Below are 24,318 nucleotides of genomic sequence, written 5' to 3'. Positions count from 1 at the left end.
TATCAATATTCGAACGGTCTCTCGAGTTTATACAAACAATCTGTTTTGCGGGCGTGTCTTGAAACACGCTGAAGTGCATCTTTTACCCCTTTTTCGCCCCCTGCAGCGTTACTTTCCCTTGACGTGCCCCTGCACGCCTGCGGTAACTTCCTGGCGTGGAACAAAAATTCGGTAAAATTGGCTTCCTTCAGCGTTTAAGGCATACATTAGAATACTTTGGTTGTCCAGGATTCACAGTTCCATGTCTCCGTCACAACATCACGGTAGAATTCCGGTTCGTGCGAGATCAGCAGAATGCTGCCTTTGTACGCTTGAAGCGCACGTTTCAGTTCGTCCTTTGCATCCACATCCAAGTGGTTCGTCGGCTCGTCGAGTACAAGCAGATTGGTTTCGTTGTTAATCAGCTTGCAAAGACGCACTTTTGCTTTTTCCCCACCGCTGAGGACAGCGACTTTACTCTCAATGTGTTTGGTCGTAAGTCCGCACTTCGCAAGGGCTGCGCGTACTTCAAACTGGGTGTAGGAAGGGAACTCCTGCCAAATTTCTTCGATACATGTATTGTAATTGGCATCCTTCATTTCCTGCTGGAAATAACCGATTTCCAGATGTTCTCCGCGCTGAACGTTTCCTTCCAAAGGCTGAATCTCTCCCAGAATACTGCGCATCAGCGTCGTTTTACCGATACCGTTAGCACCGACAAGCGCAATTTTCTGGCCGCGCTCCATACGAAGGTCAAGGGGTCTCGACAACGGTTCGTTGTACCCGATCACAAGCCCTTTTGTTTCAAAAATAAGCTTGCCGGACGTTCTTGCATCACGGAAATTGAACTGCGGCTTCGGTTTTTCCTTGGCCAGTTCGATCACGTCCATTTTGTCGAGCTTTTTCTGTCTGGACATCGCCATGTTCCGTGTAGCTACACTGGCTTTGTTACGCGCTACGAAGTCTTTCAGGTCCGCGATCTCCTGCTGCTGACGCTTGTACGCCGACTCCAGCTGCTGTTTCTTCATCTCGTAAACTTCCTGGAAGTGATCGTAGTCACCCACATAACGAGTCAGGTCCTGATTTTCCATATGGTAAATGAGGTTAATTACGCTGTTTAAGAACGGAATATCGTGTGAGATCAGAATGAAGGCATTCTCGTATTCCTGCAAATAACGCTTCAACCATTCAATATGCTGCTCATCCAGATAGTTTGTCGGCTCGTCAAGGAGCAGAATGTCCGGTTTTTCAAGCAAAAGCTTGGCAAGCAGCACTTTTGTCCGCTGTCCTCCGCTCAAGTCGTTAACGTCTTTGTCCAGACCGATATCGGTCAAACCCAAACCACGCGCGGTTTCATCTACCTTGGCATCAATCATGTAAAAATCCTGGTTCGTGAGCGTATCCTGAATTGTACCTACATCCTCAAGCAGCTGCTCGAGTTCTTCAGGTGTAACGTCTCCCATCTTGCCATACATTTCGTTCATTTCCTGCTCCATGTCGAACAGGTACTGGAATGCGCTGCGCAGCACGTCGCGGATCGATTGTCCCTTGCTCAGCACCGCATGCTGGTCGAGGTAACCTACACGCATCCGTTTGGACCATTCAACTTTACCTTCGTCCGGCTGCAGCTTGCCTGTAATAATGTTCATGAAGGTTGATTTACCTTCCCCATTCGCCCCGATCAGACCAATGTGCTCGCCCTTAAGCAGGCGGAATGAAACGTCGTTAAAGATAGCACGGTCACCAAAACCGTGACTTAATTTTTCTACATTTAATATACTCATTCATGGCACCTTTTCTATATAGACTTAATTCTTTGTATATTATAAGCGTTATCTTCCCTACAACTCAACGTCCTATTTTAAAATTAATGCATATTCACCTGTGTGTCTTCAAACTCATGCTCTAATATGCTGCAGCTGCATACGGCAGGCGAATGAAAGTGATGTTATAGTTGCCTTATCGCTGCGTATGAGTTAAAATTTTGCCTTAAACGAAATATAACCATTATATAGAACGGAGCTCTCCGAGAGAGCATCAGGTGAATGTCATGATTGAAGTAAAACAGTCCAAACTGGGTGATGGCGGCGAGTTTAATCGCGGAGTATTTGCATCAGTGGATATTGCCAAAGGTCAACTGATCCATCAGGCGCCCGTTGTGCCTTATCCGAATGAGGACCACGAACACATTGAAAAAACGATTCTGGAAGATTACGTCTTCGAATACGGAGCTAATCATACCGCCATCCTGCTGGGATACGGCAGTCTGATTAATCATTCTTATGAACCCAACGCCACATACGATATTAACTTTGAGAATCACACCTTTGATTTCTACGCATACAAAGACATCAAAGCTGGCGAGGAAATCCTCATTAACTATAATGGCGAGGAAGACAACATGGACCCGCTGTGGTTCCTCGATGATTATGAAGAGCGGATGCGCGAGATGCAGGAGAATGAAGAGAACCGGACCGAAGAGACAACCGATAAAGAAGATACCGAGACTAAATGACAGGCTGCAGTGAAAATGGTATTCGAAGGTTCATTCATTTAGATGCTGAACAGAAGCCAAACTAATAACATCTTCATAGTTAGTTACCCCGATCGCGCTGCAGGTTGGAATTACACATAATACTTTCACGCGTTAGATAGTGAATATCCATGGAAACGCACGTAAATATCTATGGTCTCGCAAGCAAATATCTATGAAAATGAACTTGTGAGCTTAAAAGATTGTTTCTGATGTTGATACTTACGAGCAGCTTATACGAAGAAGAAAAAAACAGAAGAAGCAGATTCCTCTTAGGAAGTCTGCTTCTTCTGTTATACATACCGTTAAGTTTTCAAACATGGTGTATACCTATCTGCTGATATTCTTCAAAATCAAGAATGCTCGTCCAGTCTTTAATCGTTAATGGGTGGATCGGTATGCAGGTCCACATCCGGAGCGGTATAGGCCCATTTTGTAAAAGCAACCTCAAACCCTGACCGCTTGGGAGCACACAGGAACGGGCCTGCGTGTTTGTCGGAAGGATAAGCGAATCTGGCTACCCGGATGGTCCGCCATGGATGCTCGTCAGTACGCGCACGAATGACAACGGACTCTTCATGGTATGACGCACGAATTGTAACCATTCGTCCTCCCCACTCCGGCACAGGTGAAAGCGACCAATCCGAGTACTGATCGGTTACAACAGCACCGACATGTACAACGCCATCATTGACTTCAACCCCGGCTTTGATCCACTGATTCTCTCCATGCCACAGCATTAACCCTGCTTGATCGTACAATTCCGTAAATGAACTCAGATCAAACGACACTTCAACCGCTTCCCTACCGTCCCAAGGAGCAAGCATGGCATGTCCATTTCGATGGCAGAAGCCATAGAACGTTTCCTCCCAGAAATCGCTGCCCTCCTGCGCTTGTACAATGAATCGTTCCCCGTCAAGCTTGGTATGAACAGGCTCAGTTGTCCATTTTCCTTCGTGAAGCTGCACGAAATTCGATGACATGGTGTTCTTCAACCCTTTCTTCTATAGCATAATTACCTATTCGACATCTGCTGTATATTTACCTCGTGTCTTTTAACTGCGGCTCCTTACCGGAATCATCCCTTGTTCAAGCATCCTGATAAGCATCAATCGAGAATCGTGAAGCCTATGTATATGTACATTCATAAGTATAAGACATGATTTAATTTTCGACAAAGTGGTATAATGGCATAAGAAGCACAGTACATTTTTTTCATTCGCCAAGAGTTTATTTAATAGAGGAGTGTAGCCCTATGCATATTCAAATTACTGATCTGGCAGCACAACGTTTGACGAAAAGTCTGAACGATCAGCCCGGTTATTTCAAAGTATTTTATGATATGGAAGGCTGCGGCTGTAACGGTGTTGTCGTGTTACTCATTGCAGACGAACCTGCCGCGCTCGATGAACAGATTGAAACCAACCTTGTTCCATTCTATGTAGATCCCAAACACCAGCTCAATCTGGAACCCAACATGAAGCTCGACGCACAAGAAAACTACCCTGCTTTCGTGCTGAGCAGTGATTCCGGTGTAATCAGCAGCAACCTCCGCCTCCGTGATGCACGCAAGGCAGCCGTCGGGACCCCGAGTGCATCCAACGCTTGTAACTTGTAAGCCCTTTGTAAGTCCACTCTTGTCATGAAACAGGCACCGCGTGCCGGGAGCTGCACGCGGTGAGAAATTACACTGCGACTTTACTCTTTGTGCTTCACTCCCACTTTCTTTTTGGCTTCTACTCCGGCCCAGTTGAACAGCGCCGCTATATGAGAAAAAGAGATTCTCGCTAACTTTGTTTACAAGTCGGAAACATTTGGAGAACCTATGGATATATTCCTCAAGTATACTTGGTTTATAGATTCATATATTCCAAGGAGGAACTTCCATAATGCCATCCTTTACTCGCAAATCGATTATATCAACACTTCTTCTCAGTTCGGTGCTTGCAGGCACAGCCTTTACTGGGCTGCCTATTAGCCAAGTGCTCAACCCACCCGCTTCTGCGGCAAGCTCAAGTTTCTCCCGTTTCCTGCAGGATAATGCACCAAGCCGTACCATAACGACCCCGAGCAAAGGCTTAGCGACGGTGACAAATCTCTCCAGCACGGTTGTGCTCGTCAATAAAAAGCGGAACCTGCCATCCACATATGAACCGAAAGATCTGGTTGTTCCTAACATCCCGTTCAGCTTCTCCGGCTCCAGCCCGAAAAAGCAAATGCGCAAAGTGGCAGCATCCGCCATTGAGAAATTGTTTGCTGCAGCCAAAAAAGACGGTATCGATATCAAAGCCGTCTCCGGCTATCGTTCGTACGCAACCCAAAAATCGATCTTTGACCGGAATGCGAGCATCAAAGGCGAAGCAGCTGCTAACAAAACGAGTGCCCGCCCGGGACAGAGCGAACATCAGACCGGACTTGCTATGGATATTTCCAGCGCTTCGGCTGGTTATGATCTGCAGCAAAGCTTTGGAAACACCAAGGAAGGCAAATGGCTGAAAGCCAATGCCCACAAATACGGTTTTATTATCCGTTACGGCAAAGACCAGGAGAAACTAACCGGCTATTCTTATGAACCGTGGCATGTTCGTTACGTGGGTGTATATATTGCTGGTGAGATCACCAACCAGAAGCTCACCTTAGAACAATATCTGGAGCGTGCTAAATAAACATTTAACGGTATTGATGCTTTGTTCAAATCTATGTTTTTTCTGTAAGCCATTTGGGCTGCACTTGAAGCTGATGCACTTTGTATCGGTAAAAGGAACCACGAGAAGGGGCATGTTTTGCTCCTTCTCATATCAAGTGCTTCAATGACTCCGCGAGTCTACTCGATATAAAGTCTGTTTGCACTCTTACGCTGCAAATGTATTCCAGACATGTCTTTCCTGGATCGCAGTTGAAAGCTTATACACCGTTACTCTACTCAAACTCCCACAATACGCCGAAACAAAAGCGGCAGCCGTTTCACACCTTCAGTACCTGCCCAAGAGCTTGCTCCTGCCAATAAATCATTGTGACACAGATAAAGGGCTATTTCGTATACAAGATACCCCAGTATGATTTCCACCACTACAAACCTTTTGAGCGAAGAGGATTCAAAGACATATACTCGAAATTCATGATGGTGGCGTGCTGATTTTAATCTGCGGATGAATGATATCATAGCTCACCTCTGCTGTTTTCTACTAGCGTATGGCGAGCATATCTTGTCTTATTCAAAAATAATACTTACATAAAGTAACCAAGTATGCTATATTCACTTTATAAGCAGGCAAACTATACATAAGTGAGGTACACATCCATGAGCGAATTAGACCATTTGATTAAGAACCGCAGATCGGCTGTTATTTTTGAAGAAGGAATTGAAATTTCGGAATCAGAACTGGAAGAGATGTTTGCCTTAAACAAATTTGCCCCGTCCGCATTTAATCTGCAGCATACCCATTATCTTGTTTTAACCGATGACACGCAAAAAGAGAAGATATATGAAGCTTCGCAGCAGTATAAAGTGAAAACAGCATCCGCAGTCATCGTAGTGCTGGGTGATGTTCACGCACACCATCATATTCGGACCATTAACGAGGGACTGCTTAACCTGGGAGCACTGACGCCTTTTCAATATGAGCAGGAATCACAGAGTGTTGCTGAATTTTACGAAACTCGCGGCCGCTTTTTCCAACGCGAGGATGCGATTCGTAACGCCAGCCTGTCAGCGATGCAGTTCATGCTGATTGCACAGGACCGCGGCTGGGATACGTGCCCGATGATCGGATTTGATGCGGAAGAGCTGCAGCAGAGCCTCAACATTCCAGACCACTACGTACCTGCCATGCTGATTACAATCGGCAAAAAGTCTGAATCCAAACAGCGCCCTCGCGGATATCGCAAGCCTATTCACGAATATGTCAGCTTTAATAAAATGAACGCCGAATAATTTATTATCGCATCATCTTCAATAAGACAGTTCTTAAAAAGCCACGAATCCGTGGCTTTTTGTCATTAACAGCAGCAGGTTGCCCACGGAATGGTCCCGAATGCTCTTCATGAATAAACCGTCTGCATAATTCGGTTTATTTATCATGAATTCTCTCTGCGCATTCTCAGCTGCTTAATCACGTCTTCTCAATCATGCATCACTGCATGCACTTCAATACATTTCATAGATCAATTCATCCGAAATGTGAAGATTGTTATCAAATGCAGCGTAGATATAGAGCTGTCCGGCTGGCGTGTCCCCTGCATCAAACCCGAGCTTTAGGCTGCCATCGGCTTCAAATGCCGCATCAGCCAAGAGCAATTCACTTACATCCTCCTCAGGATTAGCCTCGGCAATAACATGAAGTGCACGTTCACATAAATGGTCCCACTGTGTCCAGGCAGCTTCAAGGTAAGGAGATACAGCCTGCATGCCTGACTTCGTTGAGATCTGAACGTTGATCCGCAGCTCTCTCTTCTCATGCTGCAGGTTCATGTTCATGTAATAAAGTGTCGTTTCACTGTCATATTCAAACGTTCCCATACCCGGAACTTCATGAGCGGGTTCAACGATTAGATTATCTCCATACTGGATGTGCTTCAGCTTGGCATTCCGGCTTACATCCAGCGACTTCAGTTTATTTTCGGAACAATACAGCTCCACCAGCTCCGTAAGGGGATGAAGATGCAGTTCACGGATATGATTATGGAAACAGCGCACACTCTCCAGCCTAATATTGGACTGAAGGTCCAAGCTTTTGAGATGGTTGTGATGACAGCGAAGTTCGATCAGAGCCGGGCAGCCTGTCACATCCAGCTGGATAAGGTCATTGTTGGCACAGTCCAGATGAAACAGCTGGTTATGATCAGCCGTATCCAGCGAGAAAAGCGTATTGTAACTGCAGGCAAGTTTCTCTAAATAGGTTAGATGACCGACTTTCAGTTCGGATAACAGATTCCACTGGCATTCAATCGATACAAGCCTGTGATTATGGGATACGTCAAGTTTGCGCAGGCGATTGAAGCTGCAATCAAGTGTCTCCAGCTCCGTATTCGCATGAAGCTGCAGCTCAAGAAGCTGATTTTCTCTGCATAATAACGTTCTCAACTTCAGATTATGTTCAATCTGCAGGTTGGTCAGCGCGTTATATGCACAATCCAGCAGCCGAAGCTCCCTGAAATATTCAATCCCTTGAAGGCTCTTTATGCCGATTTTTGGGAGCTGCAGTGTCTCTACTCCACCTACATCCTGTTCCAGAATATATCCTCGTTGATCACAAAAATGCTCTACTATGTATTGTCTGAAAAGTTCGTCCGTAAAAGCATTCGTTATATCTATACTCATGTCCGAATCTCCTCTCTTAATGCTTACTTGTGAGTTTCCAGCATATGCAATCTATCCATATTATTCTATGAGTTCCAGCGAAGCTTTTCAATGAGACCGCGCTATCATTTCGGTGCTGCGACTGCATAATGCAGCGGGGTTACCACCTTTTCATGAAAAAGATTATGCAATTTTTTTTATAACATGTTAGCATGCTTGAGGTAGGCATTATACTTGAAAAGGATGATGATCATGGATAAGAAAAATGTATATCTGGAGCAGATTCAACCCGCTAGAATGGCTTATGTTCGCCAAACTGGACCTTATGGACCCTCCAACATTCAGACCATGGAAAAGCTGAAACAATGGGCGGACCAGAACAAGCTGCTGAATGAAGATGCTGTTTTGTTCGGTATTCCTCAGGATCATCCAGCAGCAGTCCTGCCCCAGCTCTGCAGATACGATGCGTGTATCGTGATTGAGGATCATTTTCATCTAGATAAGGATAACAGCAAGGATACTGGCTTTGAGATTAACGTCGGCAGGTTTCGGGGAGGAAGCTATCTCATTTTCACAGTTCCGCATACGGCCGAGGGCATACAAAATGCCTGGAACGATATGATTCCGCGATTACAGGCAGAAGGCTATCGCATGGATGATAAACCGGTTATTGAAAGATATCGTCCGCGGCTCCTGAATCAGCATTTATGCGAGCTTTGTGTTCCTGTAACAACCCAATAAAGCGATTTTTCAAACTCTGAAAATGGCCTTTATCCCCAAAAACAGAATGATCTCATCCAATGCCCCTGCTTCTGGATTGAGAAAAAAAGTGACTTCGAGATCGAAGTCACTTTTCGTCGGTTCAAATCATAGGTTCATATCATACCTTTTTAACAGGTACCATTCAACTTTATAATTTATCGTTCGTGTCTTTCTTACCAACTTCAATTTCTTCATAAACTCAATTAAAATGCCCAGTTTCCTTTACGGAATACAGGTTCAATCGTACCGTCCTGCAACTCTCCGTCGATGTCCAATTCAGCGGAACCGATCATAAAATCAACATGTGTAAGACTGACATTGCATTCATGTTTCAACAGCTCTTCATTCGACATCGTTGTGCCATTTTTCATATTGAACGGATATGCACTTCCAACCGCCAGATGGCAGGATGCATTTTCATCAATGCCGGTATTGTAGAAAATACGGTTCAGATTCGAGATTGGGGAATTATGGGGTACAAGCGCCACTTCTCCCAGATAACGAGCACCTTCATCTGTCGCAAAAAGATTTTTCAAGTGCTCCTCGCCAGAAGCCGCTGTATACGCAACAACCTGACCCTCTTTAAATGTGATACGCATCTGGTCTACCAACTGTCCATTCAGGTTCAGCGGCATCGTACTGCTCACATACCCGTTCACACCGCTGCGCTTAGGCATCGTGAACACTTCTTCTGTCGGCATATTGGCTACGGTGTAGACCCCTTGTTTGTTTTCGCTGCCACCGCCGCCCCAGATATGATCATTAACCAGTTCAATCTTCAGATCGGTACCAGGTGCACGATAGTGCAGGCTCTTGTAATTTTTCTCATTCAGCACTTCACTCATCTTATTCAGCGTCTCAAGATGATCTCTCCAGTTCTGTACGGCATCGCCGCCATCCACACGATTCATCTTGAAGATCGTATCCCACATAACGTTAATACGATCCTTCTCAGGAATATCGGCAAATACTTTATTTGCCCATGCTTTCGTTGGGGCCTTGATCAGACACCAGCTAATTTCATGGTTACGGGTGTACTTGGAATATCCTTTACGCGCTTCCGCCGCTGCTTTCGTTGCACGCGATACCTTAGCCGCTTCAATCCCGTTATACAGATCCGGGTCTGGTACTTTAATGGTCAGTGTCGCTCCCCCGGCTTCAGCGAACCGTTCCATCATGTCCCCTTTCCATGCCGGATAATAGTCAAAACTATCGTCCGATCCATGCTCAAACCGGCTGCGTGTAATGTGATCGTCCTCGAAATCCACTTGTACATAATGGGCCCCGGCTGCATAAGCTTTTTCAACGATCAGACGGGTAAACTCCAGCGTTTCGATTGGGGCTGTCACCAGCAGGTCTTGTCCCTTTTGAATGTTTACTCCGACTTTAACTACCAGTTCAGCATATTGTTCCAACGATTTTGCAAAAGACTGCTCAAATGAACTCATGTGAATATCAACTCCTGCTTCGATTAGATTTAGTTTGGCTGTACTCCAGAGATCCACACGATGTGAACTACCTGCTGCGTTTTTCCTGCTCACGCAGTTCGATCCGGCGAATTTTGCCCGAATTCGTTTTTGGCAGATCCGTCACAAATTCAATTTTGCGCGGGTATTTATAAGGGGCTGTCCATTCCTTTACATGTCTCTGCAGCTCATGCGCCAGTTCGGTGGAAGCCTGCGATGCATCTCGCAGCACCACAAACGCTTTGACCACATTACCCCGAATTTCATCCGGGCTTGCAACGACAGCACATTCCTTCACACTGGCATGTTTCATGAGTGCTTCCTCTACCTCAAACGGACCAATTGTATATCCCGAGCTGATGATGATATCGTCACTCCGCCCTTCAAACCAGAAGTAACCTTCCTCATCTTTGCTCGCCCGGTCACCTGTGACAAAATATTCTCCACGCTGATTCGCTTCCTTACGTCCTTCATCTTCATAATACGCACGGAACAAGGCCGGCATATCCTGATGCACAGCAATGTCACCCACTTCGCCGGTAGGCAGCGGTTGTCCATCTTCACCGATGATCTCGATGAGTCCCGGAGTAATGGACTGTCCCATGGAACCAATGCGTACAGGTGCATCCTTCAAACTGCCGATCAGCAGTGTGCTTTCCGTCTGACCGTATCCATCCCGGATGGTCAGATCGAAATGGCGCTGGAAGATCTCGATGACTTCCTGATTCAGCGGTTCGCCGGCAGATACTGCGCTGCGCAGACGGGATAAATCATAGCGGCCAAGATCATCCGTTTTGGCCATCAGGCGGTATTCGGTTGGCGTGCAGCAGAGCACGTTAATGTGATGCTCCTGCATCAACTCCAGATAACGTCTAGGCTGGAATGAGCCGTTGTATACGAGGCCTGTTGCGCCTCTTCCGAGTACGGACAGGAACGGACTCCAGATCCATTTTTGCCACCCAGGCGCTGCGGTTGCCCAAACCGTATCCGAAGGCTGAATATCCAGCCATAACGACGATGCAATGCGCAGATGAGCATAGCCCCAGCCGTGGCTGTGTACGACTCCTTTGGGATTTCCCGTTGTTCCGGAGGTATAAGCCAAAATCGCCATATCATCGCGATGCGTCTGTACGGCGGCCATTTCTTCCGGCTGATTCTGCATCAATTGATGTACGTTAACCCAGCCTTCACCCGGCACGGTATGGTCACCGTCAGGTGATGCCACGATACGATAAGCAAGCGCTGGTAAGTCGGCATTCATTTTTTCCACTTCGGATGTTGTCTCGGACCATACGATTACAGCCTTTGCTGAGGAATGCCGCAGACGATACTCCAAATCTTTTGCACGCAGCATCTCCGAAGATGGGATCACCGAGATGCCAAGTTTCAGACAAGCAATGTATATGACATAGGCAATAATTCGGCGTGGTACCATGACCAGCACCCGATCACCTTTCACCAGTCCAAGCTCACGCAGGCCTCCGGCCAGACGGTTGGCCTGCTTCAATAAATCACCATACGTAATCTCTTCCACTTCCTGTTGATCGCTGAGCCATCTAAGTGCAATCCGATCTGACGGGTGATTCTCCATCTCGGATGTCAAGTTATAGGTTTCAGGCGCAATCCACTGTTCAAAATTCACATGGAGCCTCTCCTTTATCATTCAAATATATACAAATTGAACCAAAGATGGTTTACACGGACACTTCGCTTTTTTTAGAAAGCTTTCAGGCGAACGCTTTGCTTTTTCAGCTTTTTTCTGTCCTCGTCGTTTCTTTGTCTAAAAATAGTTCAACTTATACAGCGTCATTATATTATACATCAAATCCTAGGACCAGGTACTATGAACAGCGCACTTTTTTGTAAAGAATATAAGAGAACGCTTTATTCACACACCGCTTCTCCGTTTTGGTCATTCACGTCTTTTTAGAAGTATCCTCCAAAATCGAACACCAAAACCCTCCGCTCATTCAGAAATTGGTTCTCTCACAGGCATGTGTACCGCAGGCGTTAATTCATCGCTCTCTATCACAATCGCCGTCAAGCCAGCTGCCGTTTTGGTTTCATGCCATTCTCCTTTTGCCCAGAAAACAGCCTCTCCCGCTTTCACACGAACCTCATTTCCGTTCCCGCTTCTGACTTGACCCTCCCCTGACATAATGATCATGAGCTGCGGTGAAACTGCCTGATGATACCCGACAACACCATTAGCCGGTAAATGCATGCAGCCTATATGTGCATCTTTGCTGGTTTGAATGAGGCGGGACATCACAAAGTTGGAGTCAAATTTCGTAATCTGCATGCCAACCTCTTGATCAAATCGATAAAATTCCATAAGACATTCCCCTTTCTCTTCCTGCTGCTCCCATAACGAATTATTCCAGTATAAACGTTAGACTGACGCTTATGCCAGTTTCCTCCCCCCGCACCATACAAAAAGCACCTCTTCTCCATAGAGAAAAGGTACTCGTTATACTTGTTATGACATTCACCAAGGATAATTTCCAATTCCATCCAAGATGGAATCGATCTCACTCAGCTCTGCCGCTGTGAGTTCAGGAGCTTTAAGCGCAGCAGCATTCTCTTCGATCTGGGATACCCTGCTGGCTCCGATTAATGCAGACGTAACCCGGTTACCGCGTAATACCCAGTTGAGTGCAAGCTGGGAAAGGGTCTGGTTTCTCCGCTCCGCTATCGCTTGCAGCGCTTCAAATTTAGCAATGCGTTCATCGGTATAAGACTCTTTTTTCAGCGTTCCGGTTGGATTGCTGCGTTCCGCTTTAATTTTGTCCACATATTTATTGGTTAATTGACCGCGACCGAGTGGGCAAAAGGCGATGGAGCCCACACCCTGCTCATCCAGTACATCCTGCAGCCCATCCTCAATCCAGCGGTTTAACATCGAGTAGTTTGGCTGATGAACCAGACAAGGTGTTCCGAGTCGACGCAAAATAGTCACTGCTTCCTGGGTCTGTTGTGCATTATAGTTGGACAAGCCCACATAGAGCGCTTTTCCTTGACGTACGATGTGATCAAGCGCCATCATCGTCTCTTCCAGCGGTGTATCGGGGTCTGGGCGGTGATGATAGAAAATGTCCACATAGTCCAGTCCCATTCGGCGCAGGCTTTGATCAAGACTGGCGATCAGGTTTTTGCGGGAACCCCACTCCCCGTATGGACCGTTCCACATATGATATCCCGCCTTGGAGGAGATCAGCAGCTCATCCCGGTAGGGACGCAGATGTTTGTGATAGATCACACCAAAGTTCTCTTCTGCCGATCCCGGGGGTGGTCCGTAATTATTGGCAAGATCAAAATGGGTGATTCCAAGATCGAACGCACGTAAAATCATCTCTTCCTGTACATCCTGCGTCCGGTTGCCGCCAAAATTCTGCCATAACCCGAGTGCAATCTGCGGCAGTTTAATGCCGGATTTACCGGAACGTACATAGTTCATGTCATCATATCGTTGTTCATTCGCAATATAAGGCATTCTTATTCACTCTTTTCTGTAAGGTTGGTCAAGCCATAACTCCCTTTCATCTTAGTCATTATCCTGTCAGAACGGTATGGTTTATCACTATAATGATATGGAACAATGATTGTTATGATCTCATTCACATTTGAAATAAAGTACCATTTCAAACCTTAGATATGTTAAAATGCAAGAATTGACCAACTAACACAGAGGTGAACGCCGTGATTACGTATATGTTCAAAAACAATCATTCTCAGGAGCTGCAGCTCCTTCATTATGGCACAGAGGCCTGTACACCTGGACACCATTTTGGCCCGGCGATGAGAGACTACTATAAAATTCATTATGTGCTGCAGGGCAAGGGTACTTTTGAAGTTTCGGGCAGGACGTATCATCTGCACAAAGGTCAAGGCTTCCTCATCGTTCCTCACTCCGTTGTACATTACAAAGCAGATCTGCATGATCCCTGGGAATACAGCTGGGTTGCATTTCAGGGTACCCACAGTGCTTCCTTTTTACAGCAGGCCGGTATGTCTGAGCTGCATCCTGTCTTTGATCTCGGTGATGAAGACGATGAGATGCGCTCATGTCTGCACCGGATTGTTCATTCCCGAACTGCACACAAAGGCTGGGAGATCAGTATGACGGGGTGGCTGTATCAATTTTTCGCGATTCTGATTGATCATGCTCATGCCGAGAACCTGCAGCCTGCCGTAGATTATGGTAAAGAAACGTATGTTACGCAGGTCATTGATTTTATCGAAATGAATTATGCTAACGCCGTTACCGTTCAGTCCATTGCTTCCCATGTCGGGCTGCAGCGCAGCTATCTGTGCTCACTCTTCAAAGAGCAGATCGGAAGCAGCATCCAATCTTATCTCGTCCATTACCGTATGCGCAGGGCAGCCGAACTGACGATGGATCTTAACCTGAGCATCGGCGATATCGCGCGTTCCGTCGGTTATTCAGACCAGCTTCTTTTCTCCAAAATGTTCAAAAAAGTAATGGGTGAGGCTCCAACCTATTATCGTAAAAACAAAACAGCACCTTCTCCGTAAACGCTATACAGGAAGATGCTGTCTATCATGATATGAAATTGGATAGAATCTCGGTGAAAATTACACGTTTTCAGGCATGGCAATGCCTACAACCTGCACTTTAACTTCTTTTACGATTACGCCTGCCATCTGCTCCACCGCCTGCTGTACATTATGCTGCAGTTCCTGGCAGACCTCGTGCATTTTGCGTCCGTACTGCACATTAATGCGCAGCTGAATCGACGCTTCATCATTTTGAATATGAACGTCGATTCCTTTTTGCAGACTTTTGCCGCTAATGCTCTTGGCAAGCCCTTCCGTCAATCCGACCGACATGGACGACACACCTTGAGTCGTTTGTGCTGCCATACCTACAAGTTTAGACACGACGTCATTGGAAATATGGATTGTCCCTAACTGAACCGCTGGAGGTGCAATATATTCTGCTTCCGGTACTTTTTTCTCAATCATTTCAGACATAAGTTCCTCTCCTTATGATCTTTTTTTGGGGATGTTCTAAGTATGGATGTTATCCCTTCTATTCTACCACGGTTTACGCACAGTTACATTTCTGCACTCTAAGTGCGTTAGCGAAGGGAGTTAGGCGTTCTGCCACTTCTCTTTGAAGAACATCTGATAGATTCGAACCAGCAATATTTTTACAATCATATACACTGGAATAATAACGAGAATACCGATAATTCCGCCCAGATCCCCGGCACCGAGGACAAGTATAATGGTCGTCAGCGGGTGGATATCCAGCTTTTTTCCGAATACGTACGGCGCAACGAGATTATCTTGAATCTGCTGGGATACGAGAATGATAACCAGTGACCAGATGGCAACCGATGGTGATACGACCAGCCCCATAATCACGATAGGAATGGAAGACACAATGGCTCCGATGAAAGGTACAAAGTTCATGACCACCGCCACCACGGTCAACAGCAGCGCATACGGAAGGCCAATGAGCAGAAAACCAATATACATCAGCACTCCAAGAGCAAGATTGACTAATACTCTACCTACAATAAATCCACTTAAAGCCTGATCGATCTCAAGCACCACTTCACGGCTGTCCTTCTGGAAACGTTTAGGGGCAATGTTCACCAGTTTACGTCCAAACAGCTTGTCCTGTTTCAGCATATAAAAGAGAATGATCGGAAATGTAAACAGGATGATTGCAAAACCGGAAATGAGCGAGATCAGTCCGCTCACATAATTGGTTACAAACGTAAAACCTTTATTGATGTACTCTGTAACCTGTGATAATGGTGTCGTATCGTTCGGGAACAGCGCCTGAATCGCTCCGTTCTGCTCCAGTTCTCTTAGCTGCAGACTGAGTGAGTTCAGCAGATTGGGGGCATTCTCTACCAGATTAACCAGCTGCTCACGCAGCGATGGCCACAACCCTACAATAAACAGGACGCCCAGTGCAAGAGCCACGACGTAAATCAGCAAAATGCTCAGTGTGCGATTCAAATATTTTAACTGCTCCATCGTTTTCACGAGCGGCCGCAGCAGGTAATAAAAGAATACGGACAGCATCATCGGCACGGTAATCACCGTAACCATTGTGACAAGCGGCTGAAAGATAAAGCTCACACGTGATAATAAATAGATATTAACCAAAATTAGGGCCAGTGCAATACTAAACCGGACAAACGAGCTGCCTTTAAACAATAATTTCCCCTCCACATCGCCATTCTTTATTCTGCTTCTATCTTGTGTCTATTTATTATTACTATATAACAACTCCCTTCATTCCTACTATTCCTTCTATCTTATGTGCTGCTTATATCTTCCTTATTTCGATCTTACCTAAAAAAGAAAAAGCCCTGACCTCCCGGCCAAGGCTGATAAAAGCGGTGAAGTATATTATGTGCACTGCTCATTTACACCAGCTTTGAATACATATGACGCAGATAACGCCAACGTACCAGTGCAAAGAATACAATCTGCATCGAGACAAACACCATGAAGATACGAAGGCTGTGCTCCAGAACGGAGAACTGAACCAACTGATAGAGCGCCGTAAATGCCACCGTGCTGTGAATTAATGCTACCAGAAGCGGCAGGAAAAACATAAGCAGCAGCTGTCTTGTTACGATTTTGCGAAGTTCCGGGCGGCTGAGTCCCATTTTCCCAATCATGCGATACTGTGCCTCATCTCGCTCCAAATCTGCATACAGCCTGAAATAGGTGAAACTCGCCGCGAAGGTGAAGAATACGATACCGATCAATCCACTTACGATGAGAATAATGCCATTGGTTTGTTTATTATTCAGCCAGTCCACGACAAGAGAATTGAACTGAACATATCCCTTCTCCGGGCGGTCTTTCTCAATCGTCTCCAGCAATTCCGGAGCAAAACTGCGCGTCGACATCCAGTCTTTTACCACAAAAAACGTCGTCTGATCGGAGTAAAAATCAATATCCATCTTAATCTCTGCAATGTATGCTTCTCGAATCTTGGAATACAGGTCATCAGAAACAACGTAGACGCCCGCCTCACCATCCATCGGAAACACGATATCGGCTGCCGGTGGCAGCATTTGCACTTGTATATGCTGCTGTTCACCAACATACAAGTCAGCGGAGTATGGGTAACTGTCCTCTTTCGTATCTAACAGTTTATTGCGTGCTGTAATATTGGGTGCTGTATTAAACGCCAGATCATTGCGATCCAGTACCCGTTCTTCATAACCAAGTGCTTTGGCGAGTCGGTTATATTCACTGAGTTTTACGATATAGTTGTTATTGTTCTCATAGAGTGGCTGATAACTACCTTTCACATATGGAACTTCGCGATTAACCAGGGTCTCTTCAATTTTTCGGATCTGACGATCAATGACCGCTGAATCCGTAAAGCCTGAGTTCGTATAAGTAAAAGCATATGGATTCGTCATGGAAGACAGCCTTGGATCACCTATAGTCAGCATGCTGCCAATGCCTGTAAACGCGGAAGCAGAGATAACACTGACCATAAAAAACATCACGGCATTATCTTTCATGCGATAGGTAAGCTCGGACAGGAAGAGCAGATTGGTTTTACGTAAAAATAACCCTTCATTCTTTTTCAGTGCCCGAATGACATACACGCTAAGCTGCGTAAACAGTAGATACGTACCTGCAATAACACTAAGCACACTGCCAAAAAGCAAAGGGAAAATATACGAACCCCAAGCAAAAATAAATACGCCGGTATATCCTCCACCAATCAACACTACTGAGAGAAACGAAAGCAAACGCGATGCTTTAGGTTCAGGCTTTGGTTTTTCCTCTGATTTAACGAGATCAATCAGCGTTCCCTTACGGATCAACAATGACGATGATAGAGCAATGACCACAAAGAGCAGCAGAAACGCTCCAGCTGTTAAGAGGATTCCTTTGAGAGGAAAATAAAATTTCAGACTATTCTCCACCGCAAGCATGGAACCGCAAATGAGCAAAACTAATTTACCAAATATGAGTCCAAGTCCGATACCTGCCACGATGGAGGCTAAGCCAATACACATATTTTCCATAAACAAAAGCCGGTTCATCTGTTTCCGAGTCATGCCGAGGATCAGGAAGATACCAAATTCCTTCTTCCGAGTCTTCAGAAATGAACCGACCGAATACAGCAGAAACAGGAAAGAGAATATGAAAATAATGATTTCGGCAATCATCAGTCCCTGGTTGGCAAGCACCGTCACCGTCTGTGACGAACCTTTCAAACCATCTTTTAAGTCTGGATGAAACAGCAGCAGGGCATAGATAAAAAAGATCATGACCGAGAATGTGCTGCTTAGAAAATGAGCCAGATAAATCCGTTTGTTTCGAACAACGTTATTAATGGCGAACTGGCGAAAATTCATGTCCGGAGCCTCCCATCAGGGATAATACATTAATAATTTTCTGATAGAAGGCCGCCCGATTATCACCGTAATGAATTTCGTTATATAACTGACCATCCTTAATGAAGACCACTCGGCTGCAGAAACTGGCTGCCACAGCATCATGGGTTACGAGCAGCATCGTCGCTTGATCCTCTCGATTGCGCTTTTCGAGAATCTCCATCACATCCTTGGCTGCCTTGGAATCCAGATTGCCTGTCGGCTCATCCGCTAGAATCAGCTTGGGAGAATGGATCAAAGCCCGGGCAATCGCTGTTCGCTGCGCCTGACCTCCCGAAATTTCATACGTGCGTTTGTTCAGAATACTTTCAATGCCCAGCTTGCCTGCCAGATCTGCTGCTCGTTCGTTCATCTCTTGAACTGAAACGCCATCCAGAGTCAAAGGCAGCACAATATTTTCCTTTACCGTCAATGTATTGAGCAGGTTGAACGATTGAAAGACAAAGCCCAGCTCTCTGCGACGGAACAAAGCCAGCTGATCCGAATCCAGCTCAAACGGGTTCTGACCTGCGATTTGCAGTTCCCCTGAAGTGGGATGATCAATCGTTGAAATCATGTTCAGCAGCGTTGTTTTGCCGCTGCCGGATGGCCCCATGATACCGACAAATTCTCCTTTTTGAATACTGAGGTCAATGCCTGATAAGGCTTCATAGGATACAATCCCTTTATAAATTTTGCTGATCTGTTTGACGGAACATATCTCCATACGTACAACTCCTTTAACGATTAACGTCTCATTTTAACTACTTCGTATTTATCTTCTAGCTAACCTTCTGACTTCAGTCTACCTGAAACCCCACTCATTCTCCTATGGGTTAACCTTTCACCAACGTGACAATATTGTAAGGTTCCGCACCTCTCAGAAATCACGAGAAAAAGACGCCTTCCTCGCATCTAGGCAAAAGGCGTCGTGATCATTCACATGCAGCTCATATTCAACTCATTTATAATTCTTCAGGATGACATTCATGATTTCTTCCGTTCATGTCGGAAATGTGATTCGCACGGTTGTTCCTTCCCCATACACCGATTCAAGCTCAATCTGATGATTCATACGTGTCAGCACTTCTTTCGCGATGTACAGCCCCATGCCTGTAGATTCCTTAAAATGCCTTCCGTTCTCCCCGGTGAAAAAAGGTCTGAACACCCGATTGAGGTCCGATTTGGGGATGCCAATCCCATGATCCTGAACTTCCAGTACAATGTTGTACTCCGCTCTGTAGGCGCGAAGATGCACTTTCTGTTCACTGCCTGCTGCATATTTAATAGCATTGGATAACACTTGTACCAGCACAAATCGAAGCCATTTTGCATCAGACTGCACCGCCAGCGAAGCATCAATCTGCATCTCGGGATACACATGGTTGCGAATGAAAAATCGTTTCAACTCATGGATCGCTTCTTCACCTACCGCCCGGAGTTCAACCGGCTCAACGCTGAAGTCCTGCTCGAAGGTATCCAGCCTTGCGACATATAGAACCGTTTCCAATCCCCGGCGCATCTGATCTGCTTCCTCACGAATACTGCGAAAACGAGCATCATCGTCCTCCTGCTCTTCCACCGTCAGCTCAATGACAGATAACGGTGTTTTCATCTGGTGTACCCACTGGTTCATAAACGTAAGATATTCCTGCTGCTTCTGTTCCAGACGGCTCAAATGTGCGTGATACTGCCCATACTGGGAATCCAGCAGTTTCTCCAAGGAGGCTGATAGCGGCGCTGTTTCATGTAACGCTACCAATTCATTTAGCGAATTCACCGGCTGTGTCATCCGGCTGTAAAAAGCTCGGTGTGACATGTAGCGATACACCAGATACCCGGCATACAGAAACAATCCTAGTCCCACAGCGTACAGGGCCGTCTTCCAATGATCGTATCCATCGTACCAGAAGACCGCTACCACAGTCAGCATCATCGCTACCACCCAGCACGTCAAAGCGAGATGTTCTCGGATAAACAGCTTCATAACGATGATGCTGCTTTCCAGTTATTAATCAGCCTGTATCCGGAGCCTCTCACCGTTTCCAGCGCATCGGTAATACCCAGTTCGGCAAGACGTTTGCGTACCCGAGTAATATTGACGCTAAGTGTATTATCATCCACAAACGAGTCATCCCAGAGCTTCTCCAGGATCGTTTCCCGACTGACCAGCTTTGGACTGCGGCGCATCAGCGTCTCTAGTAAAATTGTTTCCTTCTTGGTTAGCTGCACTTTCTGATCGCCGAGTTCAATTTCGAGCCTCTCCAAATACACCACAAGTCCGTTCAGTTCGACCTTACGCTCTTCATCATGGACAGCATAATCTCCATACACCCGGCGCAGCTGACTGCGAATTTTAGCCATAACAATCTCATGTTCGAACGGCTTGGTAATATAATCATCGGCCCCGTTCTCCAGTGCCATAACCTGATCCATCTTGCCGCTCCTTGCAGAAATAAACAAAATGGGACATGTCGATATCGTGCGGATCTGTCTGCACCAGTAAAACCCGTCATAGCTCGGTAAGTTGATATCCAGTAAAACGACATGAGGCTGGATCTGCTTGAATTGTTCCGCCACCTGCTCAAAGTCCTCAACTAATACAGCTCGGTCACCGTAACGTTCAATATGTGATTTTAGTAGTCCCGCGATCTTGGGATCATCCTCGATAATCATAATGGTATACATGAAAAACTCTCTCCTCTAACCTGTTATGATAGCACATTCCCCTCTACTCATAGCCAAATCATAACACAGGATAGATCAGCGGGCATCGACCTGCTTGCGCCAGCTTCGAATATCTGCGTTTAACTGTTTCACATCTCCGGCGGCCTGTTGATCGTCCGATAACTTGTAATGCTGCTTCAATGCCAAAATACGATATACACTCTGATCAATACGGGATTCCTTAATTTCGCCTGACTTCACGGCACTGATTAATGTGTCGAAAATCGTTCTGGCACTTTCATAACTGTGAGCCACCAGCAAAATATCACTTCCCGCTTGAACGGTTGCAACTGCAGCCTTGTTCAATGGGTAGTTTTTGGAGATCGCTCCCATGCTTAAGTCGTCTGTGATCACTACACCATCATACTTAAGCTTTTCGCGCAGATGATCCCCAATAATTATTTTAGATAAGGAAGCCGGATATTCCGAATCCAGCTTGGGAAATAAAATATGGGCAACCATTACCGCCTCGGCATTCTCTTTCACCGCCGCCTGAAATGGAATCCACTCCAGTTCCGCAAGCTGCTTTTCCGATTTATTCACCACGGGCAGGTCCAGATGGGAGTCTACTGAAGTATCACCGTGACCAGGGAAATGTTTCACTACCGGGATAACGCCTTCACTACGCAGGCCCTTCATCTCGGCAATCCCCATACGTGTAACAAGGTCAGCCGTAGTGCCGAAGGATCGATCCCCGATGACTGGATTCTTCGGATTACTGTTAATATCCAGTACAGGAGCAAAATCAACATTAAAACCCGCAAGTTTGATCTGTCTCGCCAGCAGTGTGCCCATCTCCTCAGCAAGTGCTGTATCATTCGTTTTGCCTACTTTTCGATTAGATGGAATGGACTCGACCGTGTCTGGCATTCGGCTTACCTTGCCGCCCTCTTGATCGACACTCATCAGGATGGGAACCGGATTATGCCCATTCGTCTGTTTGATCGATTGTACAAAAGCAGCCGTTCCCTGAAGCGTTGTTACGTTGCTCGCGTAGAAAATAATGCCGCCAATCTTCTGGTCAGCAATCATTTGTTTCGCCTGCTCATCCAGCGCCGTTCCCTGCACACCAGCAAGAATCATCTGACCCACTTTTTCTTCCAGCGTTAGCTGCTGCAGCTTCTTCTTTACCGGGTCTGTTTCGTCCTGGCTTGCTTCCTGCTGAGCTTCTTCTTCCCCCTCATCCTCAGAGGGAGCCGTATTCTCATCACGATTCTCTGAGGCTGTATTCGGACTCGTGTTAGACCCGTTACTAGAGCCTGCTTCAGGTACTGGTTTGGAGGCCTGTCCACATGCCGCCAATACGAGAATGACCGCTGTAAGCAGCACCAGCACCGGTAATAATTTGCTCTGTCGTTTAAAGCGTACATTTCTATATCCGTTCAAAGGATATTCCGCCTCCTCATCTATTGTGCATTATAGCGATTTTTCAGTTTTCCGTTTGTTTGGCCTAACCTTACCATAAGGTTAGTGATTTTCAAAATAAGTCTCAGGATCCAAACTTTTTCTGTCACTTCGTATTGAGGTGTGGTAGATATATTCGTTTTAACGTGAGCGAGTGCAGCTGTAGCACAATATCAAAATGATGCGCGGCATGGAAGTTTATTATTGTGAATTTTTCATATGTTGAAATAATCATCTATAGGTAGAATCAGCAGCAGTTACGCAAGTTACAAATTTAAAAATCAATTAAAAAAGCCGCCTTGCGGCGGCTTCATTGTGACATCTTACAAATTACTTTATTTACCATTTCAATAACTTTTATTAAGGTTTTGATACGTTTGTTTTGTGATTTTTATACGTTTGCTTTAAAATTTTCGTTGTGGCTGGTTATGGATTAAAGTAATCTTTTTGAATTTTCTTTTATGAATTTTTCATATGTTGAATTTTTAGGGTGTGTCTGAAAACGCTGAGGAAGCCAATTTTGCCGAATTTTCGTTCCCAGCCAGGAAGTTTACTGCAGGCGTGCCGGGGCACGTCAAGGGAAATTGACGCCGCAGGGGGCGAAAAGGGGGTAAAAGATGCACTTCAGCGGGCTTCAAGACACGCCCTAGTATAATTTCGATAACACTTCATTGGAGAACGGAATGATATCCGAGGTCCGCCCCTCCTGAACCTTGAGCGGCCATTCGGGATCACTAAGGAGTACACGTCCAAGCGCAATCAGATCAAATTCCCCACGCTCCAGCTTCTCATTCAACAAATCGAGATGTGCATCACCTGTTCCCTTGTTTTCAGCCGATCGCTCCACAAACTCCGACTCAAGGCCTACGGAGCCAACTGAAATAGCTGGTTTACCGGTGATTTTCCGGGTCCAGCCAGCAAGGTTAAGATCAGATCCTTCGAATTCCGGAAGCCAGAATCGGCGTGTGGAACAGTGGAATATGTCTACACCAGCAGCACTGAGCGGCTGCAGGAACTGTTTCAGCTCCTCTGGCGATTCGGCTAACTTAGCCTCGTAACTTCCCATTTTCCATTGTGAGAAACGAAGAATAATCGGGAAATCGGGTCCTACAGCAGCTCGGCAGGCTTCAATGACATCCACTGCAAACTGTGTTCGGCGTACCAGATCACCGCCATATTTGTCAGACCTGCGATTCGTCTGTGCCCAGAAAAATTGGTCAATCAAATATCCGTGAGCACCGTGAAGCTCAATGCCGTCAAATCCAATTCGTTTGGCATCAGCCGCCGCATGGGCGTACGCTTGTATTAGCTCTTGAATCTCCGCTTCAGTTAACGGTTCATATGCCGCTTCACCAGCCATGCTGATTCCGGATGGACTTACCGGCTGAGCATCTGCATTAGGCAGGTCTCCTGAGCGCCGCGCGGTGCCGACATGCCAGAGCTGAGGCATAATTTTTCCGCCTGCATCGTGGACAGCCTTGACAACTTCACTCCACCCCTGCAGTGCCTGCTCTCCATAGAAAAGCGGAATGCTCTCGCCACTTACCGAGGACGGATGGTTTATGCCCGTGCCTTCCGTAATAATAAGTCCCACGCCGCCAGCCGCTCTCCGGCGGTAATATTCAGCCACATCGGGCCCGGGTACACCGTTCGGTGAGAATCCACGTGTCATCGGTGCCATAACAATTCGGTTCGGCAAGGTAAGCTTGTCGGAAGTGAACGGTTCGAATAAAGATAAAGGTATGTTCATGATTT

The 24,318-nt window shown here is 46.1% G+C and carries 22 protein-coding genes; 6 read left to right on the top strand and 16 right to left on the bottom strand.

Annotated features, from left to right (window positions below; genetic code table 11):
* Positions 1-206 precede the first annotated feature (206 nt).
* The gene (locus tag MKY97_RS13010; protein ID WP_342555823.1) at positions 207-1,763 is read right to left on the bottom strand and encodes an ABC-F family ATP-binding cassette domain-containing protein; all 1,557 of its coding nucleotides are present in this window, start codon (positions 1,761-1,763) and stop codon (positions 207-209) included.
* A gap of 266 nt (positions 1,764-2,029) precedes the next feature.
* On the opposite strand from MKY97_RS13010, the gene MKY97_RS13005 reads away from it, so the two are divergent.
* Complete coding sequence (locus MKY97_RS13005) at positions 2,030-2,494, top strand: SET domain-containing protein (protein WP_342555822.1); 465 nt, start codon at positions 2,030-2,032, stop codon at positions 2,492-2,494.
* A 392-nt stretch (positions 2,495-2,886) separates the two neighbouring features.
* Here the strand turns inward: MKY97_RS13005 and MKY97_RS13000 are convergent, their stop codons facing one another.
* The gene (locus MKY97_RS13000) at positions 2,887-3,495 is read right to left on the bottom strand and encodes a DUF1349 domain-containing protein (protein ID WP_342555821.1); all 609 of its coding nucleotides are present in this window, start codon (positions 3,493-3,495) and stop codon (positions 2,887-2,889) included.
* Between the two features lie 272 nt (positions 3,496-3,767).
* Here MKY97_RS13000 and MKY97_RS12995 point away from each other — a divergent pair, with 272 nt between their 5' ends.
* Together MKY97_RS12995 and MKY97_RS12990 are read left to right on the top strand one after the other, a co-directional pair.
* Positions 3,768-4,130, top strand: coding sequence for an iron-sulfur cluster biosynthesis family protein (locus MKY97_RS12995; RefSeq protein WP_342555820.1), 363 nt, complete (start codon positions 3,768-3,770; stop codon positions 4,128-4,130).
* Between the two features lie 271 nt (positions 4,131-4,401).
* A complete protein-coding gene (locus MKY97_RS12990) occupies positions 4,402-5,178 on the top strand; it encodes a M15 family metallopeptidase (protein ID WP_342555819.1) in 777 nt (258 codons plus the stop codon).
* Positions 5,179-5,435: 257 nt separating this feature from the next.
* Here the strand turns inward: MKY97_RS12990 and MKY97_RS12985 are convergent, their stop codons facing one another.
* Positions 5,436-5,675, bottom strand: a complete 240-nt coding sequence (locus MKY97_RS12985; protein ID WP_342555818.1) for a hypothetical protein — start codon at positions 5,673-5,675, stop codon at positions 5,436-5,438.
* A gap of 138 nt (positions 5,676-5,813) precedes the next feature.
* On the opposite strand from MKY97_RS12985, the gene MKY97_RS12980 reads away from it, so the two are divergent.
* A complete protein-coding gene (locus tag MKY97_RS12980; protein ID WP_342555817.1) occupies positions 5,814-6,446 on the top strand; it encodes a nitroreductase family protein in 633 nt (210 codons plus the stop codon).
* 213 nt (positions 6,447-6,659) lie between these two features.
* On the opposite strand, the gene MKY97_RS12975 is transcribed toward MKY97_RS12980, so the two are convergent.
* Complete coding sequence (locus MKY97_RS12975) at positions 6,660-7,832, bottom strand: leucine-rich repeat domain-containing protein (protein WP_342555816.1); 1,173 nt, start codon at positions 7,830-7,832, stop codon at positions 6,660-6,662.
* Between the two features lie 231 nt (positions 7,833-8,063).
* Between MKY97_RS12975 and MKY97_RS12970 the strand changes: the two genes are divergently transcribed.
* A complete protein-coding gene (locus tag MKY97_RS12970) occupies positions 8,064-8,552 on the top strand; it encodes a GyrI-like domain-containing protein (RefSeq protein WP_342555815.1) in 489 nt (162 codons plus the stop codon).
* A gap of 224 nt (positions 8,553-8,776) precedes the next feature.
* Here MKY97_RS12970 and MKY97_RS12965 read toward each other — a convergent pair whose 3' ends face one another.
* The 4 genes from MKY97_RS12965 to MKY97_RS12950 form a co-directional block, all read right to left on the bottom strand.
* Positions 8,777-10,021: an aminopeptidase gene (locus MKY97_RS12965; RefSeq protein WP_342555814.1), complete on the bottom strand. Its 1,245-nt coding sequence runs from the start codon at positions 10,019-10,021 to the stop codon at positions 8,777-8,779.
* 67 nt (positions 10,022-10,088) lie between these two features.
* Entirely contained in the window at positions 10,089-11,630 is a 1,542-nt protein-coding gene (locus MKY97_RS12960; RefSeq protein ID WP_342556318.1) for an AMP-binding protein, read from the bottom strand.
* Between the two features lie 375 nt (positions 11,631-12,005).
* Positions 12,006-12,374, bottom strand: coding sequence for a cupin domain-containing protein (locus MKY97_RS12955; RefSeq protein WP_342555813.1), 369 nt, complete (start codon positions 12,372-12,374; stop codon positions 12,006-12,008).
* A 153-nt stretch (positions 12,375-12,527) separates the two neighbouring features.
* Positions 12,528-13,532 (bottom strand): aldo/keto reductase, encoded by a 1,005-nt coding sequence (locus MKY97_RS12950; RefSeq protein ID WP_342555812.1) that lies wholly within the window; start codon positions 13,530-13,532, stop codon positions 12,528-12,530.
* Between the two features lie 206 nt (positions 13,533-13,738).
* On the opposite strand from MKY97_RS12950, the gene MKY97_RS12945 reads away from it, so the two are divergent.
* Positions 13,739-14,575: an AraC family transcriptional regulator gene (locus MKY97_RS12945; protein WP_342555811.1), complete on the top strand. Its 837-nt coding sequence runs from the start codon at positions 13,739-13,741 to the stop codon at positions 14,573-14,575.
* 60 nt (positions 14,576-14,635) lie between these two features.
* On the opposite strand, the gene MKY97_RS12940 is transcribed toward MKY97_RS12945, so the two are convergent.
* The 8 genes from MKY97_RS12940 to MKY97_RS12905 form a co-directional block, all read right to left on the bottom strand.
* Complete coding sequence (locus MKY97_RS12940; protein WP_342555810.1) at positions 14,636-15,034, bottom strand: Asp23/Gls24 family envelope stress response protein; 399 nt, start codon at positions 15,032-15,034, stop codon at positions 14,636-14,638.
* 120 nt (positions 15,035-15,154) lie between these two features.
* A complete protein-coding gene (locus MKY97_RS12935; RefSeq protein WP_342555809.1) occupies positions 15,155-16,237 on the bottom strand; it encodes an AI-2E family transporter in 1,083 nt (360 codons plus the stop codon).
* A 212-nt stretch (positions 16,238-16,449) separates the two neighbouring features.
* Positions 16,450-18,414, bottom strand: coding sequence for an ABC transporter permease (locus MKY97_RS12930; protein ID WP_342555808.1), 1,965 nt, complete (start codon positions 18,412-18,414; stop codon positions 16,450-16,452).
* Positions 18,389-19,159: an ABC transporter ATP-binding protein gene (locus tag MKY97_RS12925; protein ID WP_342555807.1), complete on the bottom strand. Its 771-nt coding sequence runs from the start codon at positions 19,157-19,159 to the stop codon at positions 18,389-18,391. The genes MKY97_RS12930 and MKY97_RS12925 overlap by 26 nt, the downstream gene beginning before the upstream one ends.
* Positions 19,160-19,435: 276 nt before the next feature.
* Positions 19,436-20,419: a sensor histidine kinase gene (locus MKY97_RS12920; protein ID WP_342555806.1), complete on the bottom strand. Its 984-nt coding sequence runs from the start codon at positions 20,417-20,419 to the stop codon at positions 19,436-19,438.
* A complete protein-coding gene (locus tag MKY97_RS12915; RefSeq protein WP_342555805.1) occupies positions 20,416-21,120 on the bottom strand; it encodes a response regulator transcription factor in 705 nt (234 codons plus the stop codon). The genes MKY97_RS12920 and MKY97_RS12915 overlap by 4 nt, the downstream gene beginning before the upstream one ends.
* 75 nt (positions 21,121-21,195) lie before the next feature.
* Positions 21,196-22,545 carry a beta-N-acetylhexosaminidase gene (nagZ, locus tag MKY97_RS12910; protein ID WP_342555804.1) on the bottom strand — a complete coding sequence of 450 codons (1,350 nt, stop codon included), beginning with the start codon at positions 22,543-22,545 and terminating at the stop codon, positions 21,196-21,198.
* Between the two features lie 664 nt (positions 22,546-23,209).
* Complete coding sequence (locus tag MKY97_RS12905) at positions 23,210-24,313, bottom strand: NADH:flavin oxidoreductase (protein WP_342555803.1); 1,104 nt, start codon at positions 24,311-24,313, stop codon at positions 23,210-23,212.
* Positions 24,314-24,318: the final 5 nt, after the last annotated feature.

Source organism: Paenibacillus sp. FSL R7-0652, assembly GCF_038595045.1.
Lineage (GTDB): Bacteria > Bacillota > Bacilli > Paenibacillales > Paenibacillaceae > Paenibacillus.
Note: the sequence above shows the minus strand (reverse complement) of the source record. Positions and strands in the feature narration are given on the sequence as shown.

Bases quoted from the DNA above. Each gene is read 5' to 3' on its own strand.
- MKY97_RS12995 (WP_342555820.1), top strand. From the start codon at position 3,768: ATGCATATTCAAATTACTGATCTGGCAGCACAACGTTTGACGAAAAGT.
- MKY97_RS12915 (WP_342555805.1), bottom strand. From the start codon at position 21,120: ATGTATACCATTATGATTATCGAGGATGATCCCAAGATCGCGGGACTA.
- MKY97_RS13005 (WP_342555822.1), top strand. From the start codon at position 2,030: ATGATTGAAGTAAAACAGTCCAAACTGGGTGATGGCGGCGAGTTTAAT.
- MKY97_RS13000 (WP_342555821.1), bottom strand. From the start codon at position 3,495: ATGTCATCGAATTTCGTGCAGCTTCACGAAGGAAAATGGACAACTGAG.
- MKY97_RS12940 (WP_342555810.1), bottom strand. From the start codon at position 15,034: ATGTCTGAAATGATTGAGAAAAAAGTACCGGAAGCAGAATATATTGCA.
- MKY97_RS12905 (WP_342555803.1), bottom strand. From the start codon at position 24,313: ATGAACATACCTTTATCTTTATTCGAACCGTTCACTTCCGACAAGCTT.
- MKY97_RS12965 (WP_342555814.1), bottom strand. From the start codon at position 10,021: ATGAGTTCATTTGAGCAGTCTTTTGCAAAATCGTTGGAACAATATGCT.
- MKY97_RS12980 (WP_342555817.1), top strand. From the start codon at position 5,814: ATGAGCGAATTAGACCATTTGATTAAGAACCGCAGATCGGCTGTTATT.
- MKY97_RS12930 (WP_342555808.1), bottom strand. From the start codon at position 18,414: ATGAATTTTCGCCAGTTCGCCATTAATAACGTTGTTCGAAACAAACGG.
- MKY97_RS12925 (WP_342555807.1), bottom strand. From the start codon at position 19,159: ATGGAGATATGTTCCGTCAAACAGATCAGCAAAATTTATAAAGGGATT.
- MKY97_RS13010 (WP_342555823.1), bottom strand. From the start codon at position 1,763: ATGAGTATATTAAATGTAGAAAAATTAAGTCACGGTTTTGGTGACCGT.
- MKY97_RS12920 (WP_342555806.1), bottom strand. From the start codon at position 20,419: ATGAAGCTGTTTATCCGAGAACATCTCGCTTTGACGTGCTGGGTGGTA.
- MKY97_RS12955 (WP_342555813.1), bottom strand. From the start codon at position 12,374: ATGGAATTTTATCGATTTGATCAAGAGGTTGGCATGCAGATTACGAAA.
- MKY97_RS12985 (WP_342555818.1), bottom strand. From the start codon at position 5,675: ATGATATCATTCATCCGCAGATTAAAATCAGCACGCCACCATCATGAA.
- MKY97_RS12990 (WP_342555819.1), top strand. From the start codon at position 4,402: ATGCCATCCTTTACTCGCAAATCGATTATATCAACACTTCTTCTCAGT.
- MKY97_RS12975 (WP_342555816.1), bottom strand. From the start codon at position 7,832: ATGAGTATAGATATAACGAATGCTTTTACGGACGAACTTTTCAGACAA.
- MKY97_RS12950 (WP_342555812.1), bottom strand. From the start codon at position 13,532: ATGCCTTATATTGCGAATGAACAACGATATGATGACATGAACTATGTA.
- MKY97_RS12960 (WP_342556318.1), bottom strand. From the start codon at position 11,630: ATGGAGAATCACCCGTCAGATCGGATTGCACTTAGATGGCTCAGCGAT.
- MKY97_RS12970 (WP_342555815.1), top strand. From the start codon at position 8,064: ATGGATAAGAAAAATGTATATCTGGAGCAGATTCAACCCGCTAGAATG.